Annotated in this window: 26 protein-coding genes; 20 read left to right on the top strand and 6 right to left on the bottom strand. The window is 47.1% G+C overall.

The annotated features are described in order from the left end of the window. Positions 1 to 145 precede the first annotated feature (145 nt). From leuS to nadD, 5 genes are all read right to left on the bottom strand, one after another. Positions 146 to 2,662 (bottom strand): leucine--tRNA ligase, encoded by a 2,517-nt coding sequence (leuS, locus tag ACYQ2N_RS14150; RefSeq protein WP_459999895.1) that lies wholly within the window; start codon positions 2,660 to 2,662, stop codon positions 146 to 148. A gap of 47 nt (positions 2,663 to 2,709) precedes the next feature. Next, complete coding sequence (rsfS, locus tag ACYQ2N_RS14145; RefSeq protein WP_459999894.1) at positions 2,710 to 3,054, bottom strand: ribosome silencing factor; 345 nt, start codon at positions 3,052 to 3,054, stop codon at positions 2,710 to 2,712. Further along, complete coding sequence (yqeK, locus tag ACYQ2N_RS14140; protein WP_459999893.1) at positions 3,044 to 3,637, bottom strand: bis(5'-nucleosyl)-tetraphosphatase (symmetrical) YqeK; 594 nt, start codon at positions 3,635 to 3,637, stop codon at positions 3,044 to 3,046. The genes rsfS and yqeK overlap by 11 nt, the downstream gene beginning before the upstream one ends. A gap of 160 nt (positions 3,638 to 3,797) precedes the next feature. Then, complete coding sequence (locus ACYQ2N_RS14135) at positions 3,798 to 4,055, bottom strand: RNA recognition motif domain-containing protein (protein ID WP_459999892.1); 258 nt, start codon at positions 4,053 to 4,055, stop codon at positions 3,798 to 3,800. Positions 4,056 to 4,188: 133 nt separating this feature from the next. Then, positions 4,189 to 4,821 carry a nicotinate-nucleotide adenylyltransferase gene (gene nadD / locus ACYQ2N_RS14130; protein WP_459999891.1) on the bottom strand — a complete coding sequence of 211 codons (633 nt, stop codon included), beginning with the start codon at positions 4,819 to 4,821 and terminating at the stop codon, positions 4,189 to 4,191. A gap of 611 nt (positions 4,822 to 5,432) precedes the next feature. Between nadD and ACYQ2N_RS14125 the strand changes: the two genes are divergently transcribed. From ACYQ2N_RS14125 to ACYQ2N_RS14115, 3 genes are read left to right on the top strand one after another with little or no spacing between them, the layout of a single operon-like run. Beyond that, entirely contained in the window at positions 5,433 to 6,752 is a 1,320-nt protein-coding gene (locus tag ACYQ2N_RS14125; RefSeq protein ID WP_459999890.1) for an ABC1 kinase family protein, read from the top strand. Positions 6,753 to 6,775: 23 nt separating this feature from the next. Continuing rightward, on the top strand, positions 6,776 to 7,804 hold the full coding sequence (locus ACYQ2N_RS14120) for a class I SAM-dependent methyltransferase (RefSeq protein ID WP_459999889.1): 1,029 nt from the start codon (positions 6,776 to 6,778) through the stop codon (positions 7,802 to 7,804). After that, positions 7,801 to 8,676 carry an ABC transporter ATP-binding protein gene (locus ACYQ2N_RS14115; protein ID WP_459999888.1) on the top strand — a complete coding sequence of 292 codons (876 nt, stop codon included), beginning with the start codon at positions 7,801 to 7,803 and terminating at the stop codon, positions 8,674 to 8,676. Before ACYQ2N_RS14120 ends, ACYQ2N_RS14115 begins: the two co-directional genes overlap by 4 nt. Before the next feature lie 617 nt (positions 8,677 to 9,293). Here the strand turns inward: ACYQ2N_RS14115 and ACYQ2N_RS14110 are convergent. Then, positions 9,294 to 10,130 carry a helix-turn-helix domain-containing protein gene (locus ACYQ2N_RS14110; protein WP_459999887.1) on the bottom strand — a complete coding sequence of 279 codons (837 nt, stop codon included), beginning with the start codon at positions 10,128 to 10,130 and terminating at the stop codon, positions 9,294 to 9,296. Positions 10,131 to 10,396: 266 nt separating this feature from the next. Here ACYQ2N_RS14110 and ACYQ2N_RS14105 point away from each other — a divergent pair, with 266 nt between their 5' ends. The 17 genes from ACYQ2N_RS14105 to ACYQ2N_RS14025 all read left to right on the top strand — a co-directional run bounded on the left by ACYQ2N_RS14105 (position 10,397) and on the right by ACYQ2N_RS14025 (position 19,824). Continuing rightward, positions 10,397 to 10,594 carry a Rha family transcriptional regulator gene (locus tag ACYQ2N_RS14105; protein WP_459999886.1) on the top strand — a complete coding sequence of 66 codons (198 nt, stop codon included), beginning with the start codon at positions 10,397 to 10,399 and terminating at the stop codon, positions 10,592 to 10,594. Positions 10,595 to 10,653: 59 nt separating this feature from the next. After that, positions 10,654 to 10,893, top strand: a complete 240-nt coding sequence (locus tag ACYQ2N_RS14100) for a hypothetical protein (RefSeq protein ID WP_459999885.1) — start codon at positions 10,654 to 10,656, stop codon at positions 10,891 to 10,893. After that, positions 10,883 to 11,164: a 3D domain-containing protein gene (locus ACYQ2N_RS14095; RefSeq protein WP_459999884.1), complete on the top strand. Its 282-nt coding sequence runs from the start codon at positions 10,883 to 10,885 to the stop codon at positions 11,162 to 11,164. The genes ACYQ2N_RS14100 and ACYQ2N_RS14095 overlap by 11 nt, the downstream gene beginning before the upstream one ends. Positions 11,165 to 11,214: 50 nt before the next feature. After that, the gene (locus ACYQ2N_RS14090; RefSeq protein WP_460000546.1) at positions 11,215 to 13,326 is read left to right on the top strand and encodes a Mu transposase C-terminal domain-containing protein; all 2,112 of its coding nucleotides are present in this window, start codon (positions 11,215 to 11,217) and stop codon (positions 13,324 to 13,326) included. A gap of 32 nt (positions 13,327 to 13,358) precedes the next feature. Next, on the top strand, positions 13,359 to 14,414 hold the full coding sequence (locus ACYQ2N_RS14085; RefSeq protein ID WP_459999883.1) for an AAA family ATPase: 1,056 nt from the start codon (positions 13,359 to 13,361) through the stop codon (positions 14,412 to 14,414). 11 nt (positions 14,415 to 14,425) lie between these two features. Next, positions 14,426 to 14,779 (top strand): hypothetical protein, encoded by a 354-nt coding sequence (locus tag ACYQ2N_RS14080; RefSeq protein WP_459999882.1) that lies wholly within the window; start codon positions 14,426 to 14,428, stop codon positions 14,777 to 14,779. Between the two features lie 85 nt (positions 14,780 to 14,864). After that, positions 14,865 to 15,734: an N-acetylmuramoyl-L-alanine amidase family protein gene (locus ACYQ2N_RS14075; protein WP_459999881.1), complete on the top strand. Its 870-nt coding sequence runs from the start codon at positions 14,865 to 14,867 to the stop codon at positions 15,732 to 15,734. Positions 15,735 to 15,744: 10 nt separating this feature from the next. Continuing rightward, positions 15,745 to 16,134, top strand: coding sequence for an addiction module toxin RelE (locus ACYQ2N_RS14070; protein WP_459999880.1), 390 nt, complete (start codon positions 15,745 to 15,747; stop codon positions 16,132 to 16,134). 14 nt (positions 16,135 to 16,148) lie between these two features. Continuing rightward, positions 16,149 to 16,445, top strand: coding sequence for a hypothetical protein (locus ACYQ2N_RS14065; RefSeq protein WP_459999879.1), 297 nt, complete (start codon positions 16,149 to 16,151; stop codon positions 16,443 to 16,445). A gap of 72 nt (positions 16,446 to 16,517) precedes the next feature. Beyond that, positions 16,518 to 16,976, top strand: a complete 459-nt coding sequence (locus ACYQ2N_RS14060) for a hypothetical protein (protein WP_459999878.1) — start codon at positions 16,518 to 16,520, stop codon at positions 16,974 to 16,976. A gap of 1 nt (position 16,977) precedes the next feature. Further along, positions 16,978 to 17,166, top strand: coding sequence for a hypothetical protein (locus ACYQ2N_RS14055; protein WP_459999877.1), 189 nt, complete (start codon positions 16,978 to 16,980; stop codon positions 17,164 to 17,166). A 3-nt stretch (positions 17,167 to 17,169) separates the two neighbouring features. Further along, positions 17,170 to 17,658, top strand: a complete 489-nt coding sequence (locus tag ACYQ2N_RS14050; protein ID WP_459999876.1) for a host-nuclease inhibitor Gam family protein — start codon at positions 17,170 to 17,172, stop codon at positions 17,656 to 17,658. Positions 17,659 to 17,786: 128 nt separating this feature from the next. Then, positions 17,787 to 18,005, top strand: coding sequence for a hypothetical protein (locus ACYQ2N_RS14045; protein WP_459999875.1), 219 nt, complete (start codon positions 17,787 to 17,789; stop codon positions 18,003 to 18,005). Positions 18,006 to 18,025: 20 nt separating this feature from the next. Next, the gene (locus ACYQ2N_RS14040; protein ID WP_459999874.1) at positions 18,026 to 18,433 is read left to right on the top strand and encodes a regulatory protein GemA; all 408 of its coding nucleotides are present in this window, start codon (positions 18,026 to 18,028) and stop codon (positions 18,431 to 18,433) included. 18 nt (positions 18,434 to 18,451) lie between these two features. Continuing rightward, on the top strand, positions 18,452 to 18,763 hold the full coding sequence (locus ACYQ2N_RS14035) for a Mor transcription activator family protein (RefSeq protein ID WP_459999873.1): 312 nt from the start codon (positions 18,452 to 18,454) through the stop codon (positions 18,761 to 18,763). 157 nt (positions 18,764 to 18,920) lie between these two features. Continuing rightward, positions 18,921 to 19,526: a hypothetical protein gene (locus tag ACYQ2N_RS14030; protein ID WP_459999872.1), complete on the top strand. Its 606-nt coding sequence runs from the start codon at positions 18,921 to 18,923 to the stop codon at positions 19,524 to 19,526. After that, positions 19,507 to 19,824 carry a hypothetical protein gene (locus ACYQ2N_RS14025; RefSeq protein WP_459999871.1) on the top strand — a complete coding sequence of 106 codons (318 nt, stop codon included), beginning with the start codon at positions 19,507 to 19,509 and terminating at the stop codon, positions 19,822 to 19,824. Before ACYQ2N_RS14030 ends, ACYQ2N_RS14025 begins: the two co-directional genes overlap by 20 nt. The last annotated feature ends 1 nt before the right edge of the window (position 19,825 follow it).

Raw genomic sequence — 19,825 nt, 5'->3', positions numbered from 1 at the left:
AATCAGTACCGCCATTTTTCCACACATCCCTTCTTCGGCCAAACTCAATTTTCCCCAGTTTTCTCCTACTGATACATCATAACGTGTCGAATTTAGAGGGGGTCGCCCTCAAAATTCGATATCCCGCCCTTCTGAACCTCTTGGGTTACTTCACGACCACATTTACCAATTTCCCTGGAACCGTAATCACTTTAACGATCTCTTTGCCCTGGGTCCATTCAGCGAGCTTCGGCAGGGTGCGGACCCTCTCTTCCAGTTCCTGCACAGAAATCTCCGCCGGTACCTGAATGCGCTCGCGCACTTTCCCGTTAACTTGAAGGACTACCGTTACTTCTTCCTGAACGAGGGCTTGTTCATCTACCCCGGGCCAGGGCTGGGTGTGGATGCCATTCTTGTATCCCAACCCGCTCCAAGCTTCTTCCGTGATGTGCGGAGCAAAGGGCGCAAGCAGGATCAGGATGCTCTCTAATGCTTCCCGGGCCACTGCCACATCAGAATTCGGCTTTTCTTTATAGAGATAGAGCGCATTCACCAGTTCCATGATGGCACTAATGGCGGTGTTAAAGTTAAAGCGCGTGCCAATGTCGTTTGTGACCCGTTGAATCGTGGCATGTGTGATGCGGCGCAGTTCCTTGCCGTCAGCATCGAGATCGGCAAGAACCATGGCTACACCGGCATCTACGCCGCCTTCAGCGTTACCGCCGTGATGCCCTGCCTTGCCGCTATCCTTCAGCAAAGGCTCATACTGGGCGGCCAAGCGCCAAACCCTGTTTAAGAAGCGGTAGCACCCTTCCACTCCCTGGTCGCTCCATTCCAGATCTTTTTCCGGCGGAGCGGCAAACAGGATAAAGAGGCGGGCGGTATCCGCCCCGAAACGACCGATAATTTCCTCAGGGCTGACCACATTTCCTTTGGACTTGGACATCTTGGAACCGTCCATACAGACCATACCCTGAGTCAGCAGGTTTGCAAAAGGTTCATCCACTTTGAGATGCCCGAAATCCCGCAACGCTTTGGTAAAGAAGCGAGAATACAAGAGATGCAGGATGGCGTGTTCCACTCCACCCACGTATTGGTCCACATTCATCCAGTGGTCAGCTGCCCCTGTGGCAAACGGGGCCTCGGTGTTCCTGGGATCGGTGTAGCGCAGATAATACCAGGACGAGCACATGAAGGTGTCCATGGTGTCTGTCTCGCGGTGAGCCGGGCCACCGCACTTTGGGCAGGTCGTCTCGATAAAAGTCCGAGAGGTGGTTAAGGGATTTTCCCCGGCCTTAAAGACAACATCATCAGGCAGGAGCACCGGGAGCTGTTCATCCGGAACCGGGACCGTGCCGCATTCGTCACAGTAGACCATGGGAATGGGTGCGCCCCAGTAGCGCTGACGGGAAATAAGCCAGTCACGCAAGCGGAAGTTAACCTTGCGCTCCCCTGCGCCCAGACGTTCAGCTTCGTCCGCAATGCGCTCCCAGCCTTCCTCACTTGAGAGGCCATCAAACTTGCCGGAATTAACCATAACCCCTTCGTCCGTATAGGCCTTGTCCTTATCCTCAACCGGCGTACCAGAGGGAAGGATTACAGTCTTGATCGGGAGGCTGTATTTGTGCGCAAACTCGAAGTCGCGCTCGTCATGGGCAGGCACGCCCATAACCGCACCAGTGCCGTATTCTAAAAGAACATAATTAGCAATCCAGATCGGCACTTTTTGCCCGCTTAACGGGTTCACACAATACTGTCCAATGAACATTCCTTCCTTCTCGGTTTCGGTGGAAGTGCGGGCAATCTCATTCAGTCCGTGCATCTTCTCAATAAAGGCAAGGACATCTTTTTCATACTCAGTCCCTGCCACCAGTTCATGCACCAGCGGATGTTCCGGAGCCAAGACGACATAGCTTACCCCAAACACGGTGTCGATTCTGGTCGTGTAGACCGGGATCTTGTCCGGACGGTTTTCCAAGGAAAAGGAAATTTCCACCCCTTCCGAGCGACCGATCCAGTTGCGCTGCATGGTTTTAACTTTTTCGGGCCAGCCAGGGAGCTTATCAAGGTCTTGTAACAGCTCGTCAGCATAATCTGTGATTTTGAAGAACCATTGTTCAAGATCCTTTTTCGTTACCAGAGTGTCGCAACGCTCACAGGCTCCGTCCACCACCTGCTCATTGGCCAGCACAGTGGCACAGGATGGGCACCAGTTGACTGCTGCTTTTTTCTTATACACCAAGCCGTGCTTGTAGAACTCTAAAAATATCCATTGAGTCCATTTATAATAACCAGGATGGCAGGTGGCCACTTCCCGGTCCCAGTCATAGGAAATCCCCATCTCCCGCAACTGGCGCCTCATGTTGGCGATGTTCTTCCAGGTCCATTCGGCCGGAGGGGTCTGATTCTTAATCGCGGCATTTTCCGCTGGCAAGCCGAAAGCATCCCAGCCAATCGGATGCAGAACATTATATCCTTGCATGCGCTTATACCGGGCTATGACATCAACGATGGAATAATTGCGAACGTGCCCCATGTGCAAGTTCCCGGACGGATACGGGAACATAGCCAGCGCGTAAAATTTAGGTTTATCCGTCCCGTCTTCCGTTTTGAACGCTTTCTCCTCAAGCCAGTGTCTCTGCCATTTGGCTTCAATCTCCGCAAATGAATACTTTTCCTGCATAACCTTTCCCCCATTGCCTCCCCATTTTAAAAAATCATTATTTATTGTCAAGAGAAAGAAACTTGTTCAGCATCGCCCCACAGGCGCTCCAAGCTATAGAAATCTCTTGTTTCCGGAGTCATCACATGCACGACCAGATCCCCGCAGTCCACCAGCACCCACTTGGCTTCAGGCATTCCCTCCACCCGTAAAAGCGGAACTCCCAAGTGAGGAAGTTTTTCATGCAAATAATCTGTAATTGCTTTCACTTGAGTCACCGAGTTCCCGGTAACTATGAGAAAATAATCTGTAACCATGGAAATCCCTTTTAGGTTCAGTAAGACAAGGTCACGTCCCTTTTTTTCCTCGACTAAATCTAATACCTGTTTAAGTTGGTTGTTGCTAAGCTCCAAATTTTAGCCTCCTTTGTAAATCTTCGTGCGCTAGGCGGGTTAACGGGTGAATTAGGCGTTTTCCCTCGTTAAGGTAGTTTAGCGTATGTTCAACACAAGCCAATGTTCCCTGTTCAATATTATCATACAAGGCTTGCCGTAAACTGTCCACATGAGGAAATTTTCTGTTGGGCTCTAGCAAGTCCGCGCTATATATAAGCATCTCTAAAGGGGACATGCCTGGATATCCCAAGGTGTGGTGGGCTACAGCCGCCAGGACTTCTTCATCTTTCAGACCGTAATAATGTTTTAACCAATAGGCTGCCAGCGGGCCGTGTAAAACAGCCGGAGCCTGTTCATCCTCCGGATAGTTCAGAATTTGCCAGCGCCTGGCCAAACGGAGCTGGTACTCAATTGGAATCTCTTTGGCCAGATCATGGACTAGAGCGGCAAAGCGGGCTTTGGCCGGGTCCAGGCCATGCCTCTGTGCTACATCCTCAGCTAGGGCTGCCACCCCTAAAGTATGACAGTATCTTGCAGCTGAAAGGCTGCGGGCAGCTAAGTCAAGGGCATCCTCAATATTTAGTCCCAGCTCTCTTCCCACTCCCAACTCTCCTTTCTCTAGTGTAACCGTTTTTTATCTTCTTGTGTCATGGAAGAGGCTTTAAAGCACACAAAACGAAGAGACCCTTAATCCCTCATGTGCGGAGGGAGGGCCTCTAAGCATTGAACTCTCTCAGCTTCAGAGTCTATCACTTGAAGCCTTATTGGGGCCCCTGTTTGGGTTTCGCCTCGTTAACTGTCAGAGGACGTCCTCCAAAATCTTTGCCGTTTAGTTCACCGGCCATCCTTTCAGCGTCCTCATCACCGACCTCGACAAACCCGAATCCCCTCGACCTCCCCGTTTCTCTGTCAGTAATTATGCGGCTGCTGTAAACCTCCCCATACTCACGGAAAAAATCACTAATATCTTCCGTACTCGTATTCCAGGGAAGGTTTCCTACATAAAGTGTGCGTGTCATTTCTGTCACCTCTTGCCTAAAGTGGATTCGTTTCTAGTATGAGCAATTCTTGTTGGAGTATACAGAATAGGTTTCAGCGCAGCTGGCCTTTATCTGATATTTAGCTGAACAAATCACAGCCAAGCTTAGCTAATCAGCGTTGAGTGAGATAAAGAGAATTTTCTTGTATAAATTGACGTACATTTTCCGGCAACAAATAACGTATTGATTTCCCACCAGCCACCCGTGCCCGGATAGCGGTAGAAGAAATAGCCAGAGCAGGAACTTCTAAGAGGTGAATCCTGTGTATTACTTGTGGGTTCTCACTCTCTGACTTTCTTAAGAAATCTCCGGCGTCAAAACCTGGGCGTGAGGCTCCGATAAAATGAGTTAAGTTCAAAATTTCCTCTGACTCATGCCAGGTAAAAATCTCACGCAAGGCATCAGTACCCGTGATAAAGTAAAGTTCATGCTCAGGCCACTCCCGCCGCAGCTGGCGGAGAGTATCCACTGTAAAAGACGGGCCGCTCCGTTCGATTTCCACAGCGGAAATATCAAAAAAGGGGTTGTCCGCCAGGGAACGTTTCACCATTTCATAGCGGAGGGCTGCAGGACTGACCCGGCGGCCGCTCTTATGCGGAGGATTGCCTGTAGGAACAAAAAGGACTTTTTCCAGGGCAAATTCCGTGCGCGCCATCTCAGCCGCCACTAAATGCCCATAATGGATCGGGTCGAAAGTTCCTCCCATAATCCCTAAGCGATACACTTTTTTACATGACTTTTCCATTTATTATATCCCCCGGCCACGTGCGACAAATAATCTGCCCGAAGTCTGATTATCAAATACTACTATACCTGTTTTGCAAGTTTGATGCAACGGACAGGCAATCCTGTAAATATTCTAGTTTTATTTAATGCGGAACGTGATTTTGTATTTTGGTATCTGAAGCACATCAAAACCGATTACGACCAGTTCCCGCTCAGTTTTTAATACATCACTCACAAGATTGAGAGGGATGCCCCCCTTTGAAACCGGAACAGGTTGCATCTTCTTTGCATCTGCCAACTATTATATTCACTTTGCTTCTGCTATACTTGAAAAAACTGCGAATTATAAAATAATAATTCCAGCTTTTTTACACGGCTCAATTTCCTGAAACCATTGTACCACAAGGGTTTGATGCTTTTCAGGAGGAATATGGAATTGCATGGCACTACATTTCTGATTTCGGAGATGCTTTTGGGTGAGCTCAAACCCTGAAACCTGCACGGGAAGCGGCTATCGCATTTTACTCACGCGTGCTGCCATAGGCAGCCTCTTTGTTAGAGTTAAGTAACAAGAAAAGAATCTCGACATAAAAATATAGTAAGTGTCATGGAAATTGAGGAACAAACGTTGTGCTGGAAACGTCGATCAGGCATTTTACCCGTTACAGTGAGGTAATCTCAATATTGATCCGGCATGGGATGGGAATGTTTATTTCCCAGGGTTATCCGGTACTCCAACAGGATACCAATCTTTGTTTGATTGGCAGGCACCTCAGGGAGGCCTTGGTGGAACTAGGTCCGACTTTTATTAAGCTGGGACAACTGGCAAGCACCCGACCGGATATTGTTCCTCCCCCGGTTCAGAGAGAATTATCTCTACTCCAAGATCAGGTTCAACCTATTCTGTTCCAAGAGGTCCGCCAGATTGTGGAAGAAGCTTTAGGGGCCAGGCTGGAAACCCTATTCCGGGATTTCCGGACCGAGCCGATCGCGGCGGCTTCCATTGCCCAAGTCCATTACGCCGTGCTCAAGAACGGAGATCCTGTTGCCGTTAAGGTCCAACGACCCTTCCTTCAACCAAGGGTCAAAACTGATTTGGAGATCTTTCAGAATCTGGTTGGACAAATCGAACAACGCTCGGAATGGGGAAAAAGGTATCCTGTACGGATAATGTTTGAGGAATTTTCAAAAAAGATTCAGGAAGAGCTGGACTTCTTGATTGAAGGTCGTAATACGGAGAAGATCGCCAAAGGAATGAAGAAGTTTTCCTATATCCGGATTCCTAAAGTGTATTGGGAGTTTTCTAATTCCCGGGTTCTTACCCTTCAGTACATTTCCGGAATAAGATTAAGCCAGCTCACCCGTCGACAAGATAGTAATTATAATCCTCAAAAAGTAGCTGATCGGCTGAGCAAAGCCCTTCTTCAACAAATTCTGGTTGAGGGATATTTTCATGGCGATCCGCACGCGGGGAATATTCTTGTCTTACCCGAAGATAGGATTGCCTTGCTCGATTTCGGAATTATGGGAGAACTGTCTTACGACATGAGATATCAGCTAGCATCCCTGATTACCACCTTTGTGCGGGGAAATGATGGGCAGATCATGAAGGCAATTGCACAAATGGGGATAGTTCCGGAAAGTGTGGACCGTTTAAGCTTGCAAGAAGATATCTCTGCACTACGTCAAAAGCATCTTAAGCTAAAAGTGGGGCAACCATTGATTGGAGAACCGATTCGCGATTTCTTCAACATTATGTATCAGCACGGTATTCATATTCCCTCAGGATTTGTTCTCCTGGGGAAGTCTTTACTCACTTCAGAAGGGATTTTACACGAACTGGATCCCGGCTTAAGCCTCCTGAGGCAGGCAAAGCCTTTTAGCAAGAAACTTATTATAGAACACTTTAGCATTAAGAATTGGGTTGCTCGCTTGTGGGCTGCTCATTAAAAACGGGAAAGGTGAATTTTTGGATGGAGCCTGGAATGTTAGGGTTACTAGGAAAAACCGTATCCTTAATGGAGAATTTAGGGTTTCTCTGGCTTGTTTATTCTGGCTTTGAGCTTCAACTCTGGGAGCAACTTCAAGAAGAAAAGAGCTTCAGCACACTCATGGCAGAAAACCCTGATTGGGACCCGATATTGTTAAATCATTGGTTATTCCAGGCAACGATCCAAGACCTGATTGTCTGTGATAACGGAACCTATCACCTGTCAAAGTTTGGAAAAGCCATTCGGCGGTATCAGGATTACGGTTTAGAAGCTATGTATAAGGAATTTGCCCAATATTGGGGGTCCTGTTTTACTCAATTGCCGGAATTGATTACGCACCGGAGCGAACGGTTAGATATGGAAAATGAAATGAAAGATGATCTTATTTCAAGAGCTTCGCAATCCTCAGAGTTCTTTGTGTGGCCGGTGCTCCGGGCGAAGTGTGAGAAGGAAAATTGGGGGAAAATTCTAGATGTTGGGTGTGGGGAAGGAGTTTATTTGAAAAACCTATTGAGTTCTTTCCCTGAATTAACCGCAATGGGCTTGGAAATTAACCCCAATACCGCCAAGCGAGCTCAACAAGGTGTAGAAAGGTTCCAAGGCCGGTTACAGATCCTTTGTGCTGATATTTTTGATTTTGAGGAAGTGAGTTCCTTTGATTGCTGTCTCTTAAACAACACTATTTATTATTTCGTAGGAGAAAAGCGCTTAGAGCTTTTGCAGCAAATAAAAAAACTTTTGCATCCGGGGGGACAAATTGGAATTTTAACGGCTTTAAGAGGTATGACCTCTTCCATTCCGTTTTTTAGCACGCATATCCCCCAGAATTTGATGAGCTTCTTCTTAGCTTGTCATCAGGGATTTGAGGGGCTTCCTTCCGAACCCGAGATTTCTGAACTGCTCGAAGAGGCAGGGTTTGAAGGAATTGAGGTGATCCCGCTTCCATTTAAGGTTTCTCATTATTTCTTCGCCAGAAAACCTTTTTTCCAAAGAAAGCGGGGAGATTCATGATCAACCTTGAACAACTCACTAAGGCTTATCCAGAAGGGAAAGGGATCAGGAATCTTAGTCTTCATATAGAACCCGGAGAAACTTTCGGCTTTTTAGGGCCAAACGGGGCAGGAAAAACTACGACGATTCGAGTTCTAATGGGGTTTTTACGACCGGATAGCGGTGAGGCAAGGATTAAAGGGTTAGATTCCTGGCGGAGGAGAACAGATGTAAAACGAATCGTCAGTTATCTTCCGGGGGAACTCCATTTCTTAGAGATCCTGTCCGGTCAGGAATTTCTGGAACTTCTTATGAGAATGCACGGAGAACGCTCTGAAGTGAAGATGAACTGGGAACGATTGGCCCAGCGCCTCGATTTAGATGTAAAACAGCCCATTCGCAAAATGTCCAAGGGGATGAAACAGAAGTTGGGGATTATCTCCGCTCTCATGTTAGATGCGGAGGTTCTTATCATGGATGAGCCGACATCCGGTTTGGACCCTTTGATGCAAAAGGTATTTATTGACTTAATTCTCGAGGAGAAGAAGAAGGGAAAAACTATTTTTATGTCTTCTCATCAGTTTTCCGAGATTGAACGAACATGTGAGCGAGTGGGAATGATCCGTGAAGGAGAATTGCTGACTGTTGAAGAAATTGGTCAACTCAAACAGATGGAATTCCGCACTTTTGAGATTGAGGTGGAGAACGAAGAGGATGCTGAGTTATTGCGTCACAGCGATTTTATAATAAGCGAGGAGCACGGGCTACGGTTTATTTTGCAGGCAGCGGGGAAATTAGATTTCCTGTGGAAGGCTCTCGCTGAAGTCCATGTCAAGGAGTTCCTCCAACGTTCGCTCGAACTTGAAGAGGCTTTTATGCAATATTACCGTTAATAAAGGAGAGAAAGTGTTGTTTCTCAAATAAAATGACAAAACGGGATAACACGGTACTAAACGGGAAAAGTCGGGAAACACTGACAGGACAAGGGATTGAAGGAATTTAGAATAATTCTTTTTGTCAAATGGTGTGAGAAGAAATAACGTTAAAAACAATAATTTCGGGCGAGTTTGAAAAGATCGCGAGTTTGAGTTAACCGGCGCGCGCGGGCGTTAATAATTTAGTAACGAAGGTCAAAAAAGCCTGTTAATTCGGGCGTTAGAAGGTTGTAACGAGGCGTTACCGGCGGGCGAAAACTCGGGCCGGTAACGCCGTTTTTTGTGCCGGTTAGTAACGGGGAGGTGGTAAACCAAGAGGTGGTAAACCAAGAGGTGGTAAACTGGTAAACTGGTAAACTGAGACTCAAACCCTTATGGCGCAAGGATCTCAGGAGTTGTCGGAATTGTTTCACACATTTTAGGAACGCGGCGGCGCAACACCTAAAAATTGGTGTTTTATACAATAGAAATGCATAAATATGCATAAAATATATAAAGAAAAACCGGTGTTTTCAACCGGTTTTGATCGCGTATAAGTGGGAATAAATTCCCATTAAAGGACTAAATAAAAAGGTCTATTCCTCGTGGAAGTGGCGAAGTTTCTTTTCGGCCTCTTCCTTTTTCATTATCTGGACGACCTTGCCAATGATAACAAAATTATCTTTGGGATTGATGTAGATTGGTTTGTACTTTTCGTTGGCCGGTACCAATGCTATATCCTTTCCCTCGGGCGAGAAGTATTTGATGGTGGTTTCATCATTGATTCTAAATAGTGCAATTTCTCCGCGATCAACGACTGGCTGAGGCTTGATAACAACTAGATCACCATCATTTATCCCTGCATTAATCATGCTATTCCCTTTAGCTCTAACTGCGAAAGCCCTCTGGCCAGAAACCTTTTTATTTATTGGTAAATATCCTTCAAGAATCTCGTTAATCAAAATAGGTTTACCGGCTGCTGAATCACCAAGTAGAGGTATTTGAATTTCATTAGAATATGGTGACTCATCCTCAGCGAGCATACCTTCAGCCAGTTTTAGATTACCTGGCTTTAATGGGAAGTATACGGTCTTATCTTCTTTAATCCTGCGATGTAGTAGATACCCGATAAAAGTCTTTAATTCAGCCTTTTCCTCTTCACTAAAGTCCTTAAGTATTTGCAAAAACTCCTCATCTGGGCCTTTTCTTATTGGAGTTTCATCACCCAAGAGTATCCAGTCGATACTGACATTGAAATTTTCAGCAATATTTATTAATGCTTTTGCCCCTGGGAGAACCCCTCCTGGCTTTTCCCATGCTGCAATATTTCCAGGTGAAACCTCGATTATATTAGCAAATTTTGCTTGGGATAGATTGTATTTTTCTCTTAGATATTTTATACGGCCCTGAACATCACCATGATCCGCATCCAAAACACTCACACCTCCTTTCACTCAAAAATTTGGGCGACTAATTAAAATATATTCTGCTGCTACATAAATATTTGTGCGAATCGGCCTTGTAACCACTAAATATTTGGTTGCTACTACCTAAATATTTGGGTATTTCCGTTGACCTCACCTAAATATTTGGGTATAATCTTAGATGTGGGAAGAAATTCCCAAGAACATTCTAACGTTATTTGCCAAAGCTTACCAGAGGTAAAGGTTGTCGAAATACAAATTAAGGAGGTGCCTGAGTGAAACCAGATCGACTGACACCTTTTGGGGTGGAAGTCAAGAAACGCCTGTTGGATCTAGGCTTAACCCAAAAGGAATTTTGCGAACAGAATAACATTCCAACAAACCGGTTCAGCGAGATTTTATACGGAAAGCGCGCTGCCAATGACTACCGAAGAGAGATTGAAATAGCCTTGGGGATCAGGCGGTCTGCTTAAATATTAGAGTATAAAAATTCGACATTCTTCTGCTTAATACCTTCAAAGGAGTTGATGCGTTGAAGAAGCTGGCAGCAGTGACAGCGTTGGCAATCGGCCTTGCCTGGCCGGTGCAGGCTACTCATGAAACAGCCCTGGCGAAGAATCCTGAACCGGCTCCCAAAACTCAATTTGCAGCAATACAAGTTGAACCGGTTCCGGAACCAACTAAATTACCCATCGAGAGTAATTGCATTGAAGCCTCAGTTAACAATCAGCCGGGGCGAAGAAAGCAGAAAAGGTTACGAGATGACCATTGAGGCCACTGCCTACACGCACACGGGACACCAAACTTTTACTGAAACCTGGCCGAAGGCTGGCACGATCGCGGTGGATCCGAAGGTGATTCCTCTTAAGTCGGAAATATGGGTTGAAGGATATGGTTGGGGTGTCGCTGAGGATACTGGCGGCCTCATTAAAGGAAACATTATCGATCTATTCATGGAAACTAAACAAGAAGCCGTGATCTGGGGGAGGCAGCAAGTGAGAATCATCGTTATCCCGCCGGACAAACCTTACAAGAGAAAGTAAACAATTACTTGACTCCAAGAACATAGGTGGTGAAACAGACTGTGCAACTTATGGCAGAGAGAAGTGAAATCTGGCTGACGACCAGCCAGGCTGCCAAACTGGAAGGAATATCAAGGCAGGCAGCTTACAAAAAGGCAACATGCGGTGAATGGGTAGCCAAGAAGGAAAAGATAAGCAGCGGAGGCGGTGTAGGCGGCAAAGGTTTTATGGTCGCCTTATCATCATTATCCGCTCTGGCGAGAAGACGCTGGTACACCCAGAACGAGAGCCTTGAGGTCAAGGAAGAAACCGAGGTTGAAGAAGAAATGAGCACCGAGAACGAACAACTGTTCGAGAGCGTCATAGAGCAGCCGGTCAAGGAACCGATTAACCTAGCTGAGGTAAAGGCACTCGTCGGCAATGAACGTTTCGACCAGATGCTTTCTGAAGCAGAAACGAAAGTAAAGCCGGTCATGGAATACCTTGAACTTGGTGATGCTGCGGGGAAAACGGAAAAGGCCGAAGCGATTGCCATAAGACACGGAATCTCAATCGAAACGCTTTACCGCAGAGTCAGCCAATATGAAGACTCCGGACTCGTGGGCCTGATGCGGCGGTTGCCAAGACTAGGAGTGGGTACCGTGAGAAGAGTTGTCACGGAAGAAGTTGAACGTCTGGCGCGAGCGGAGTTTCTGCAGCCAAACAAACCAAAAGTCACCCATGTGTACAAGCGAGTTGCAAAATTCTGTAAGAAGAGCGGCATCGAGGTACCCAGCAGAGCGACAATCTACCGCGTGATTGATGACCTGAAGGATAACGAACCGGACTTGGTTTGCCTAGCCCGTGAAGGTGAGGAGGAATATATCAAGCGGTTTGCAGAGAAAGCCGGTCGCAAAGAACCTGAGTTTGTCAATCAGATCTGGGAAGGCGATCACCATCGCCTGGACTTCTTTATCAACTACCGTGGCCACGCAGTTCGGCCATGGGTCACAACCTGGATGGATGTTACCGCTCGAACCATATCCGGCTTTGCAATGAGCATACAGGCTAACGGAAGAACCATTGGACTCGCCTTGAGGCACGGGATATTGCCGAAGAAGCTCGGTAGCTGGGGTGGCGGTATCAGTAAAGCGATGGCGGCATCGTTAACCTCCTTGAGTTGGGATGGGGAAACCATTCAAGAAAATACCGGTATAACCGTTCCAATCTGCGGACTGCCAAAAATGCTCTACATCGATAACGGTGAAGACTATAAAGCCAAGGTGCGCAAGGGCTTAAAGTCCAAGGAGTGGGAATATTCCAAAGAAGTGCGCAGCACAAGTGAAATTCTTAATATCGAAACTAAATTTTGCACAAAGTACTCCCCTTGGGCCAAAGGCCATCAGGAACGCTGGTATGGAACTCTTACAGACCAGTTTTCCAGGTACATTCCAGGATACTGCGGAAGCGATAACAAACACCGGCCTGAAGGGCTTGATGAGCAAGCCATGGCCGAACGTGATGAACTCTTGGATCTGGAAGAAGCCACAATGCTTTTTGAAATGTTCGTCAACATCTACCACAACACGGTTCACGGCAGTCTGGGCATGACTCCCTTACAAAAGTATGAAACGACTCCGAAAGTCAGAGAAGGTATTCCGGATGAGAGAACACTGGACATCTGCCTGATGGATGTTGAGAAAGCGAAAGTCATGACAATGGGCATCCAACGCTTTGGCAACAAGAGCCGCCGTCGTTGGTATAGTCATCCTGAGCTTGAGAAGTACGTCGGGCAAACACTGGTCATCCGTTATGATCCGAACCGGATCGGAGAACTCCTCATCTTTAACCCGAAGACAGGCAGGTATATCTGTACGGCAACCAACAAGGAACTCATGGAGTGGGATGCTACAAAAGACGATATTCAGAAGTTTCTTAAGAAGAGGGCAACCCGCCGCAAGGAAGTCAAGGAACGCTTACGCGGATACAATGATGCAACCCTCGAATCCTTTATCGCAGATCGCCAGGAAGGCGGCCCGGTTATGGTCACGGGTGAATCCGATACGGAAAGAGGAATTCGACTGGTTACCGGCATGGAAGAAGCAGTGAAGAAGTCTGCTAAACCCGATGCCGTCAAGCCTAAAAAGCAGAAAACAAAAGCCAGCCGGTTTGATCAGTTTATGCGTGAGGCTGGAAGCTGCTAGCCCTAAAACAAATTTTAAGGAGGAATACAAGTATGGCAAAGAACGCTAATGAAATCATGGGTAATCAGGACATCGTGAAACCAACTCCGGAATGGTCAAAAGAAAGAACCCTCCTGCACCGGCTGATCCGGGAGGAGGGCACCCTTGTGAGTGAGGTTGCCAAGGCCATAGGCAAATCTCACAGTACGGTTAGCCTGTACATCAACGACAAATATAAGGCTAACGACGAGTTTGAAACGCTCATTAGAAATTATCTCATAAAAATCGGAAGGTGGCAAGAGAGTGATGCGCTGGCAGAGGTTGCGGTGGCCGCAGACCAAAGCGCAGTGACTCTTGAGTTTCCCCAAGTACCTCAACCTGTTGGGAAAATAAACCCGTCCAAGCCGCCAAAAATGATTCAGACGGAAGATATGGCCCGCGTCTGGGGGATCTGCCGCAAGAGCTTTGAGAACGGAGAGTTCGGATTGGTCATCGGCAAGCCCGGTACCGGCAAAACATACGCCTTGGAAACCTACCATAACCTTGCCAACATTCCTATGGAAGTCATTACTTGCGATGAAACCAGCACGGTCAAGAGCATATTGGTTGAAACCGCCGAAGCTCTTGATATTGAAGTCAGAGGCACGTCGGCATCTCTTATGAGAAAAATCGTTAAGGAACTGAAGGTTAGGCCGGTGCTCCTGGTGTATGACGAAGCGGATCTCCTAAGAGGGCCGAAAATCTTTGAAACCATCCGCGCTATTTATGATAAAACTGGAAACATCGGCATCGTGCTTTGCGGAAACCAGAACCTTGCCGAACGCATCTTGGCCTTTGCTGAAGACCGTCCGGAGATGGCACGGATCCGTGACCGCATTGGTTATTTTCAGAAGCTTAACGGATTGACCAAAAATGAGGCAGCTGCGTTTCTGACAGGCATCAACCTTACTCCAAAAGCATCAGAACTCCTGGTAACCATCGGAACAAAGCGCGGGATCCGGCAGCTCGTCAAAGCTCTGGGTAGACTCCTGGAAGTGACTCATGGTGAAGTCATTGATGAGGAACTAGTCGAAGAGCTTGGTCAAATTGTTCTGAGTTTCAACGTTTAAGGGGTGCGGTCGTGGACAACAAATTGATTTTCGTGGATGTTCCTCCGGAAACTCAACGCCTCTTAAAGCAGTTCTTACACACAGACACCCTGGGAACCAGAAGTCCTTTGTTTATCGTTCAGGATTTTGAAGGAGCCAAAAGGCCAAAAAGAGGCAACTACAACGAAACAGATTGGCGCGATGTGGCTTACTTCTTCAGTAGAGAAGAGGCGCGAAGGTATATTGAGTACCAGCGGCACAACCTGAGATATCCTCGGATCTATGCTAAATCACCAGGATACAGCAATGATGGAGATTGGGAGCCGTTCTATCAATTACTCAAACGGATTGCCGGTGCAGTCGAAGGAGTCCCAGCGGTTAAATAGTGATAATGGAGGCTTATAGCCTCCTCCCCTTGCCCGGCTTGGCAGCCGGTGCCTGAATGAGGAGCCATACGAAAGGGGGAATAAAATGCCTAAAGTTTGTCTTGATGCAGGCCACAATGACAGCGGAGCCGACACCGGTGCCCAAGGAAATGGGCTGTTGGAGCAAAATATCACACTGGATATTGTCTTGCGAATCAGAAGGAAGTTGGAACAAAGATCTTTTGAGGTAGTCCTAACCCGTGAAGGGCCGTTTGTAAACGGGGCACACGGAACACTAAGTGAATCTTTACGAACCCGCTGCCAAATTGCCAATGCTGCAAAAGCCGATCTCTTTGTATCAGTGCATGTGAATGCCGGTGGTGGTACCGGAGTCGAGGTTCATGCCTTGGCAAGCGGAGGAAAAGCTGAAGAATGCGCCAGGAAGGTTCTTCCCTATCTGGTTGATGCGGGGAACTGGGCCAGCAGAGGGGTTAAATTCAGTAATTTTCAAGTCCTCCGCGAAACTGTTATGCCTGCCATTCTCACAGAAAACGGGTTTATTGACACCAAAGAGGATGCGGAAAAACTGAAGAATTCAAACATTATTGAAGCTATTGCGGACGCCCATGTGCATGGAATATGCGATTTCTTCGGGATAGCTTACACACCGGCTCCTGTCGCATCTGAAACCATTGCTCAAACTTCCGTGATAGATGCCTTGATCGTATTCATTGGGTACCCAGAGGCTGGAATTGTTCCTCGCCTGCAGGCTCACCTGAAAGCACCATCCATCATGCTTAAGGATCTAACATGGAACACAGTACTCGCAGCCAGTAAGGTTTATGGTGTTGGGTACCAGCCAGATGACTACAAGATTGACGGCAAGCAGATACCTCTTCACGATCTGATCAGTGGCAATGATGGTGATGACACTGCTCTGGAAGTTATCAAGTACATTAAAGCTGGCCGCAGGTAGGTGGCTGGAGATGCAAAAGAAAAAAGGATACAAAAAGCTTACCAACACACAGAAGAAAGTCAGAAAACAGATTCGGGAGGAACTCAGAGAGGACGGGATCCTCCCTCCTGTGAAGCCGAAACTGAACCGGAGGAAGTTCGCCGAAGAAGTTATCGCTGAATTTGAGGGAACTTTCGGAGCTTATACGGACATCCAATATTTATACCGCGCCATTTCCTGCATGAAGCCGCCTGCGGGAACGAAGAAGAAAATCTCTCCCGAGGAAATAGGAGTCTTAAAGTTATTGAAAATCGCGATGGAGCTTAAGAAGTTCTTTGAAGAGAAGATCCGTAACGGAGAAGCAAAGTACAATGTCGTGGATTTATATGAAAAGGTTGTTAAACCGATAATTGATCTCTGAGGGATGGTGGCCAAATGGCATCCGGAAGCATCGTCATTGAACAATGCCCTGCTTGCAAAGAGATTGTCTGGGAAGACGAATGGACAATAATTGGTGATACCATCATCCATGAGCGATGCAGACGGCAATTTATTAGGGATATGACGGGAATGTCTGAGGCTCAATTTGTTCGATTATCCGGAGCGTCTGAAATCCGCAAGGATATCGAGGGGTTGAAACAAAACATGAATGCAACGCTGGAGTATTACCTGCAAAGAATACAGCAGCTCGAACAAGAACTGAACGAAATAGAGAAAAGAAATCGGGGCTGATGCGCCCCTCCCCCTCGCACGGGTTGGCACCCGATGCCTGAAAGAGGAGCCTTACGAAAGGGGGTAAAAATTATGAGAGGAACACCAAGCCACCGCAGTCCGGTGCCACGCGACCTGAGATCTGCAGCTCCGTCGGGAGCAGTAGAAACCCATTGGCAAAAAGACGCATTTTCCTGGTACGGAAACGAATCCCGCAAGAAGGGTTCGGGCATTGAGATGTATATCAGAGTCACCAAGACTCAGATAAGGATTTCACACACTGCTGCTTCCGCTGCAGGTATTGAACCAGGTGACAAAGTCAAGGTTGGCATCAATAAAGCCTATGTTGCCATTATCAATGATACTGACGGCTTTATCACCCAAGGAGAAAAAGGCAAGACAACCAAAGCGGTTCACTTCAATGCTGTCGCCGTCGTGAAGCAAATCAAAGAACACGGTTTCCCTGTCCCCTCCCGGATCGCTTGCGTCTGGGATGAGAAAAGCGGGATGCTGGTTGCCAAAAAGCCTAATGAGATCAAGGGGGTTGGATAAGTTGATCAGTGTAGGCGATGCTGTTTTGTCGGCACTCAATGGATACAAGCAGGATGCGATGAGCAGGGCCGAAGCGATTTTACTCATTACCGAATCATTGAGGCAACGCTGCGAGAGCTGCCAGAGTACTGCGAATGATCCCGAAAAATCACAAGAACTTGAAGTTGGAGATACGGCTTGGGAGGGCTAAACTATGGCAAGAGTAAGAATTCAGAATGAACCCGTCTTAAAAAGTTGGGATGATGTAAACTTAAACCTCAAGGAAATCGGTGAATGTGAGATTGCCATCGAAACCATTGAAGGCGACCTCAATCAGAAGATCCAGGATCTCAAGCTGGATGCAGAAATGAAGGCGCAGCCTTTACGGCAGCGGATTGAGAAACTGGCTCTGGAGATTAAAATATTTGTCGAGGAGAACCGATCTGAAATCAAGGGCAAAACAATGCCTTTGAGCTTTGGCAATGTCGGATTCCGGCAAAGCACAAAGATTGTCTTCAAGAACGTCAAGGCGGTCATTGCCTCACTGAGGGCCAAGAAGATGAATGACTGTATCATCGTTAAAGAGTCCGTCGATAAAGACGTGCTCAGAGGCTATCCTGACGATGCAATTGCCAGTATTGGTGCTACAAAAAAAGTGGAAGACACCTTCTGGTATGAAGTGGATCGGGAGCGGTTGAAGTGAGAAAAACAAGCTTTGGAGAATCATTCATGCTAGTTTTCTGCGGCTTCAGCCTGGGTTACATCATTGCTGCATTCATGCTGTCAAAAGCTTGGGGGCTTATCCCCTGAGTAACCTGGGGGGAGATAAAAATGGTCATCTTAACCGACCATTACAAAGAGAGATATAAAGAACGAGTGGGAAATGCTTCTCCGGCAGCTCAAAAAAGTTGGATTGGACGCAGCTTGAAACTTAACCGACCTAAACGATGCCAGGACGGAAGATACAGTGTAAAGCTGGTGGGAAGCAATCACCGGGCAATACTCAGCCGGGAATACGGAAATACAAGGGTTGCCCTGACGGTGAAATAACCTAAAAGTGAGGTGGAGTGATGGAAAAGGTCAATAAGGCTCAAATCGCAAAGATCTGGGCGATGGCTAAAGAGAATGGCCTGGACAGCGATTTACTCCATGAGTTTGTGGCTAATGTGACCGGATCGAAAAGCATTAGTGCCCTGACGAAGCAGCAGGCCATGAAGGTTATTGATGCTATGAAATCAAAGAATAAACCGAAGGCCAAATCTGAGAACCGGGTAAGTAAGGAACAACTCTGGAAGATAAACCAACTCGCCAAGGAACTGGGCTGGGACAACAACCCGAAACGCCTCCAAGGATACATTAAGAAATACGGCGGAGTTGAAAGATCTGAATGGCTCACCCCGGCCAAAGCATGGCGTATCATTGAGGGGTTAAAGAATCAAGTTGAACGGGTGGCGCAAAACGTTTCCAACGGGGTATAATGAAGGTGGTGATTGCAGGTGCCTGATGTCGAATGGACAAAAGACCTCACTCCCGAAGACCTCCCGGAGCCATATCAAGAAATCAGTCGGATGATCGGATTAGAAAGCACTTTGAAGATTGCCGATAAGTTCCAAGGATCCACGCTTTATCTGCCCAAGATGGATACTGTTTTGCGCAAGATGCGCGACGAGCGTATCAAAGCGGAATTCAATGGGACAAACCATCGACTGTTGGCACGAAAGTATGGACTCACAGAGGCGTGGATCAGGCAGATACTGGCCGAAAGAGGCCCGGATCAATTGAGTTTCGTGGACTTTTTAGACAAGTAAATTTCTCAAGTACTTTCTTTGAGAGTCGGAGGATAAAAAGGGTAAAATCCCAGTGAAGGACAACACTGGGATTTTTTATTTTACCTAAAAAGGAGTGGTCTATATGTAGGCGCGGCGGTTTTTGTAAGACCTTGAACATGTTTAAGGAGGAAGAAGTATGAATGAAGCTTTCAAGCAAACCTTGATGCAAGGTGGAGCAGATCTGATCCTGGCACTCTTGGGGTTGGTATTCGCCTATCTCATCGCCTACCTTCGCAAGGGAACAGCCCATTTAGCAGCCGAAACAAACGGACTGAAAAATCAAGAGCAGTCCAGTGTTCTGAAGGATGCCATTGCACGCCTGGATGATCTGGCCGAACGCTCAGTGGCTAAGTTTGAACAAACAGTGGCCGCCGACTTGAGAAAGGCGGTTCAGGACGGCAAGGTCGACCGCGAAGAGTTATTGGCGGTCGGCAAAGAGGCAGTTGATGAAGTGACCTTATTAGCTGGGCCTGAACTCATGGATATTTTAAGCCAGGGACTTGGCGACGCACAAACCTTTGTCGAGAATACAATCGAGCAAAAAGTCCTGAAGCTCAAAACAAATACTCTCATAAGTTCTGCAAATAAGGCCGCACAGATATCGTTGACGGAACCTAATCAAAACACCGCAGCTCAGGCAAAAGACAAAACAGAGGTGTCAACGCTGGAATCTCAAGCAAAGGTTGATGAACCTGTTTCTGAAGCGGTGGGGGTAACGTCGAATGAACAACGTTCCATCTGATTTATATCAACCGGTTATGACTGTGTTGATTGCCATAGTTTCTGCAGCTCTCGGTATCATCGGCTACTTCTTAAAAGATATCCGCTCATCGGTGCGCGGAGAAATTGACGAGAACAAACGGGAGATTGAAAAAGTCCAAGAAGAATTGGCAGACTTCAAAGCCACTCTCCCCCACACTTACGTGATGAGTGATGACTTCATCCGGGCGGTGGCCAGCCTGGATCACAAGGTAGATGGTATTGGCAAGGAAATAACGGAGATCAACAAGAATATCGGCAAGCGTCTAGGAGGTGGATAAG

The organism is Paradesulfitobacterium aromaticivorans (assembly GCF_054657415.1).
Note: the sequence above shows the minus strand (reverse complement) of the source record. Positions and strands in the feature narration are given on the sequence as shown.

Excerpts from the sequence above, each read along its gene's own strand:
- ACYQ2N_RS14025 (WP_459999871.1), top strand. The coding sequence starts at position 19,507 with ATGAACAACGTTCCATCTGATTTATATCAACCGGTTATGACTGTGTTG.
- ACYQ2N_RS14090 (WP_460000546.1), top strand. The coding sequence starts at position 11,215 with ATGGCAGAGAGAAGTGAAATCTGGCTGACGACCAGCCAGGCTGCCAAA.
- nadD (WP_459999891.1), bottom strand. The coding sequence starts at position 4,821 with ATGGAAAAGTCATGTAAAAAAGTGTATCGCTTAGGGATTATGGGAGGA.
- ACYQ2N_RS14065 (WP_459999879.1), top strand. The coding sequence starts at position 16,149 with ATGGCATCCGGAAGCATCGTCATTGAACAATGCCCTGCTTGCAAAGAG.
- ACYQ2N_RS14075 (WP_459999881.1), top strand. The coding sequence starts at position 14,865 with ATGCCTAAAGTTTGTCTTGATGCAGGCCACAATGACAGCGGAGCCGAC.
- ACYQ2N_RS14045 (WP_459999875.1), top strand. The coding sequence starts at position 17,787 with ATGGTCATCTTAACCGACCATTACAAAGAGAGATATAAAGAACGAGTG.
- ACYQ2N_RS14030 (WP_459999872.1), top strand. The coding sequence starts at position 18,921 with ATGAATGAAGCTTTCAAGCAAACCTTGATGCAAGGTGGAGCAGATCTG.
- ACYQ2N_RS14135 (WP_459999892.1), bottom strand. The coding sequence starts at position 4,055 with ATGACACGCACACTTTATGTAGGAAACCTTCCCTGGAATACGAGTACG.
- ACYQ2N_RS14060 (WP_459999878.1), top strand. The coding sequence starts at position 16,518 with ATGAGAGGAACACCAAGCCACCGCAGTCCGGTGCCACGCGACCTGAGA.
- ACYQ2N_RS14040 (WP_459999874.1), top strand. The coding sequence starts at position 18,026 with ATGGAAAAGGTCAATAAGGCTCAAATCGCAAAGATCTGGGCGATGGCT.
- ACYQ2N_RS14050 (WP_459999876.1), top strand. The coding sequence starts at position 17,170 with ATGGCAAGAGTAAGAATTCAGAATGAACCCGTCTTAAAAAGTTGGGAT.
- ACYQ2N_RS14115 (WP_459999888.1), top strand. The coding sequence starts at position 7,801 with ATGATCAACCTTGAACAACTCACTAAGGCTTATCCAGAAGGGAAAGGG.
- ACYQ2N_RS14120 (WP_459999889.1), top strand. The coding sequence starts at position 6,776 with ATGGAGCCTGGAATGTTAGGGTTACTAGGAAAAACCGTATCCTTAATG.
- ACYQ2N_RS14085 (WP_459999883.1), top strand. The coding sequence starts at position 13,359 with ATGGCAAAGAACGCTAATGAAATCATGGGTAATCAGGACATCGTGAAA.
- leuS (WP_459999895.1), bottom strand. The coding sequence starts at position 2,662 with ATGCAGGAAAAGTATTCATTTGCGGAGATTGAAGCCAAATGGCAGAGA.
- ACYQ2N_RS14095 (WP_459999884.1), top strand. The coding sequence starts at position 10,883 with ATGACCATTGAGGCCACTGCCTACACGCACACGGGACACCAAACTTTT.
- ACYQ2N_RS14070 (WP_459999880.1), top strand. The coding sequence starts at position 15,745 with ATGCAAAAGAAAAAAGGATACAAAAAGCTTACCAACACACAGAAGAAA.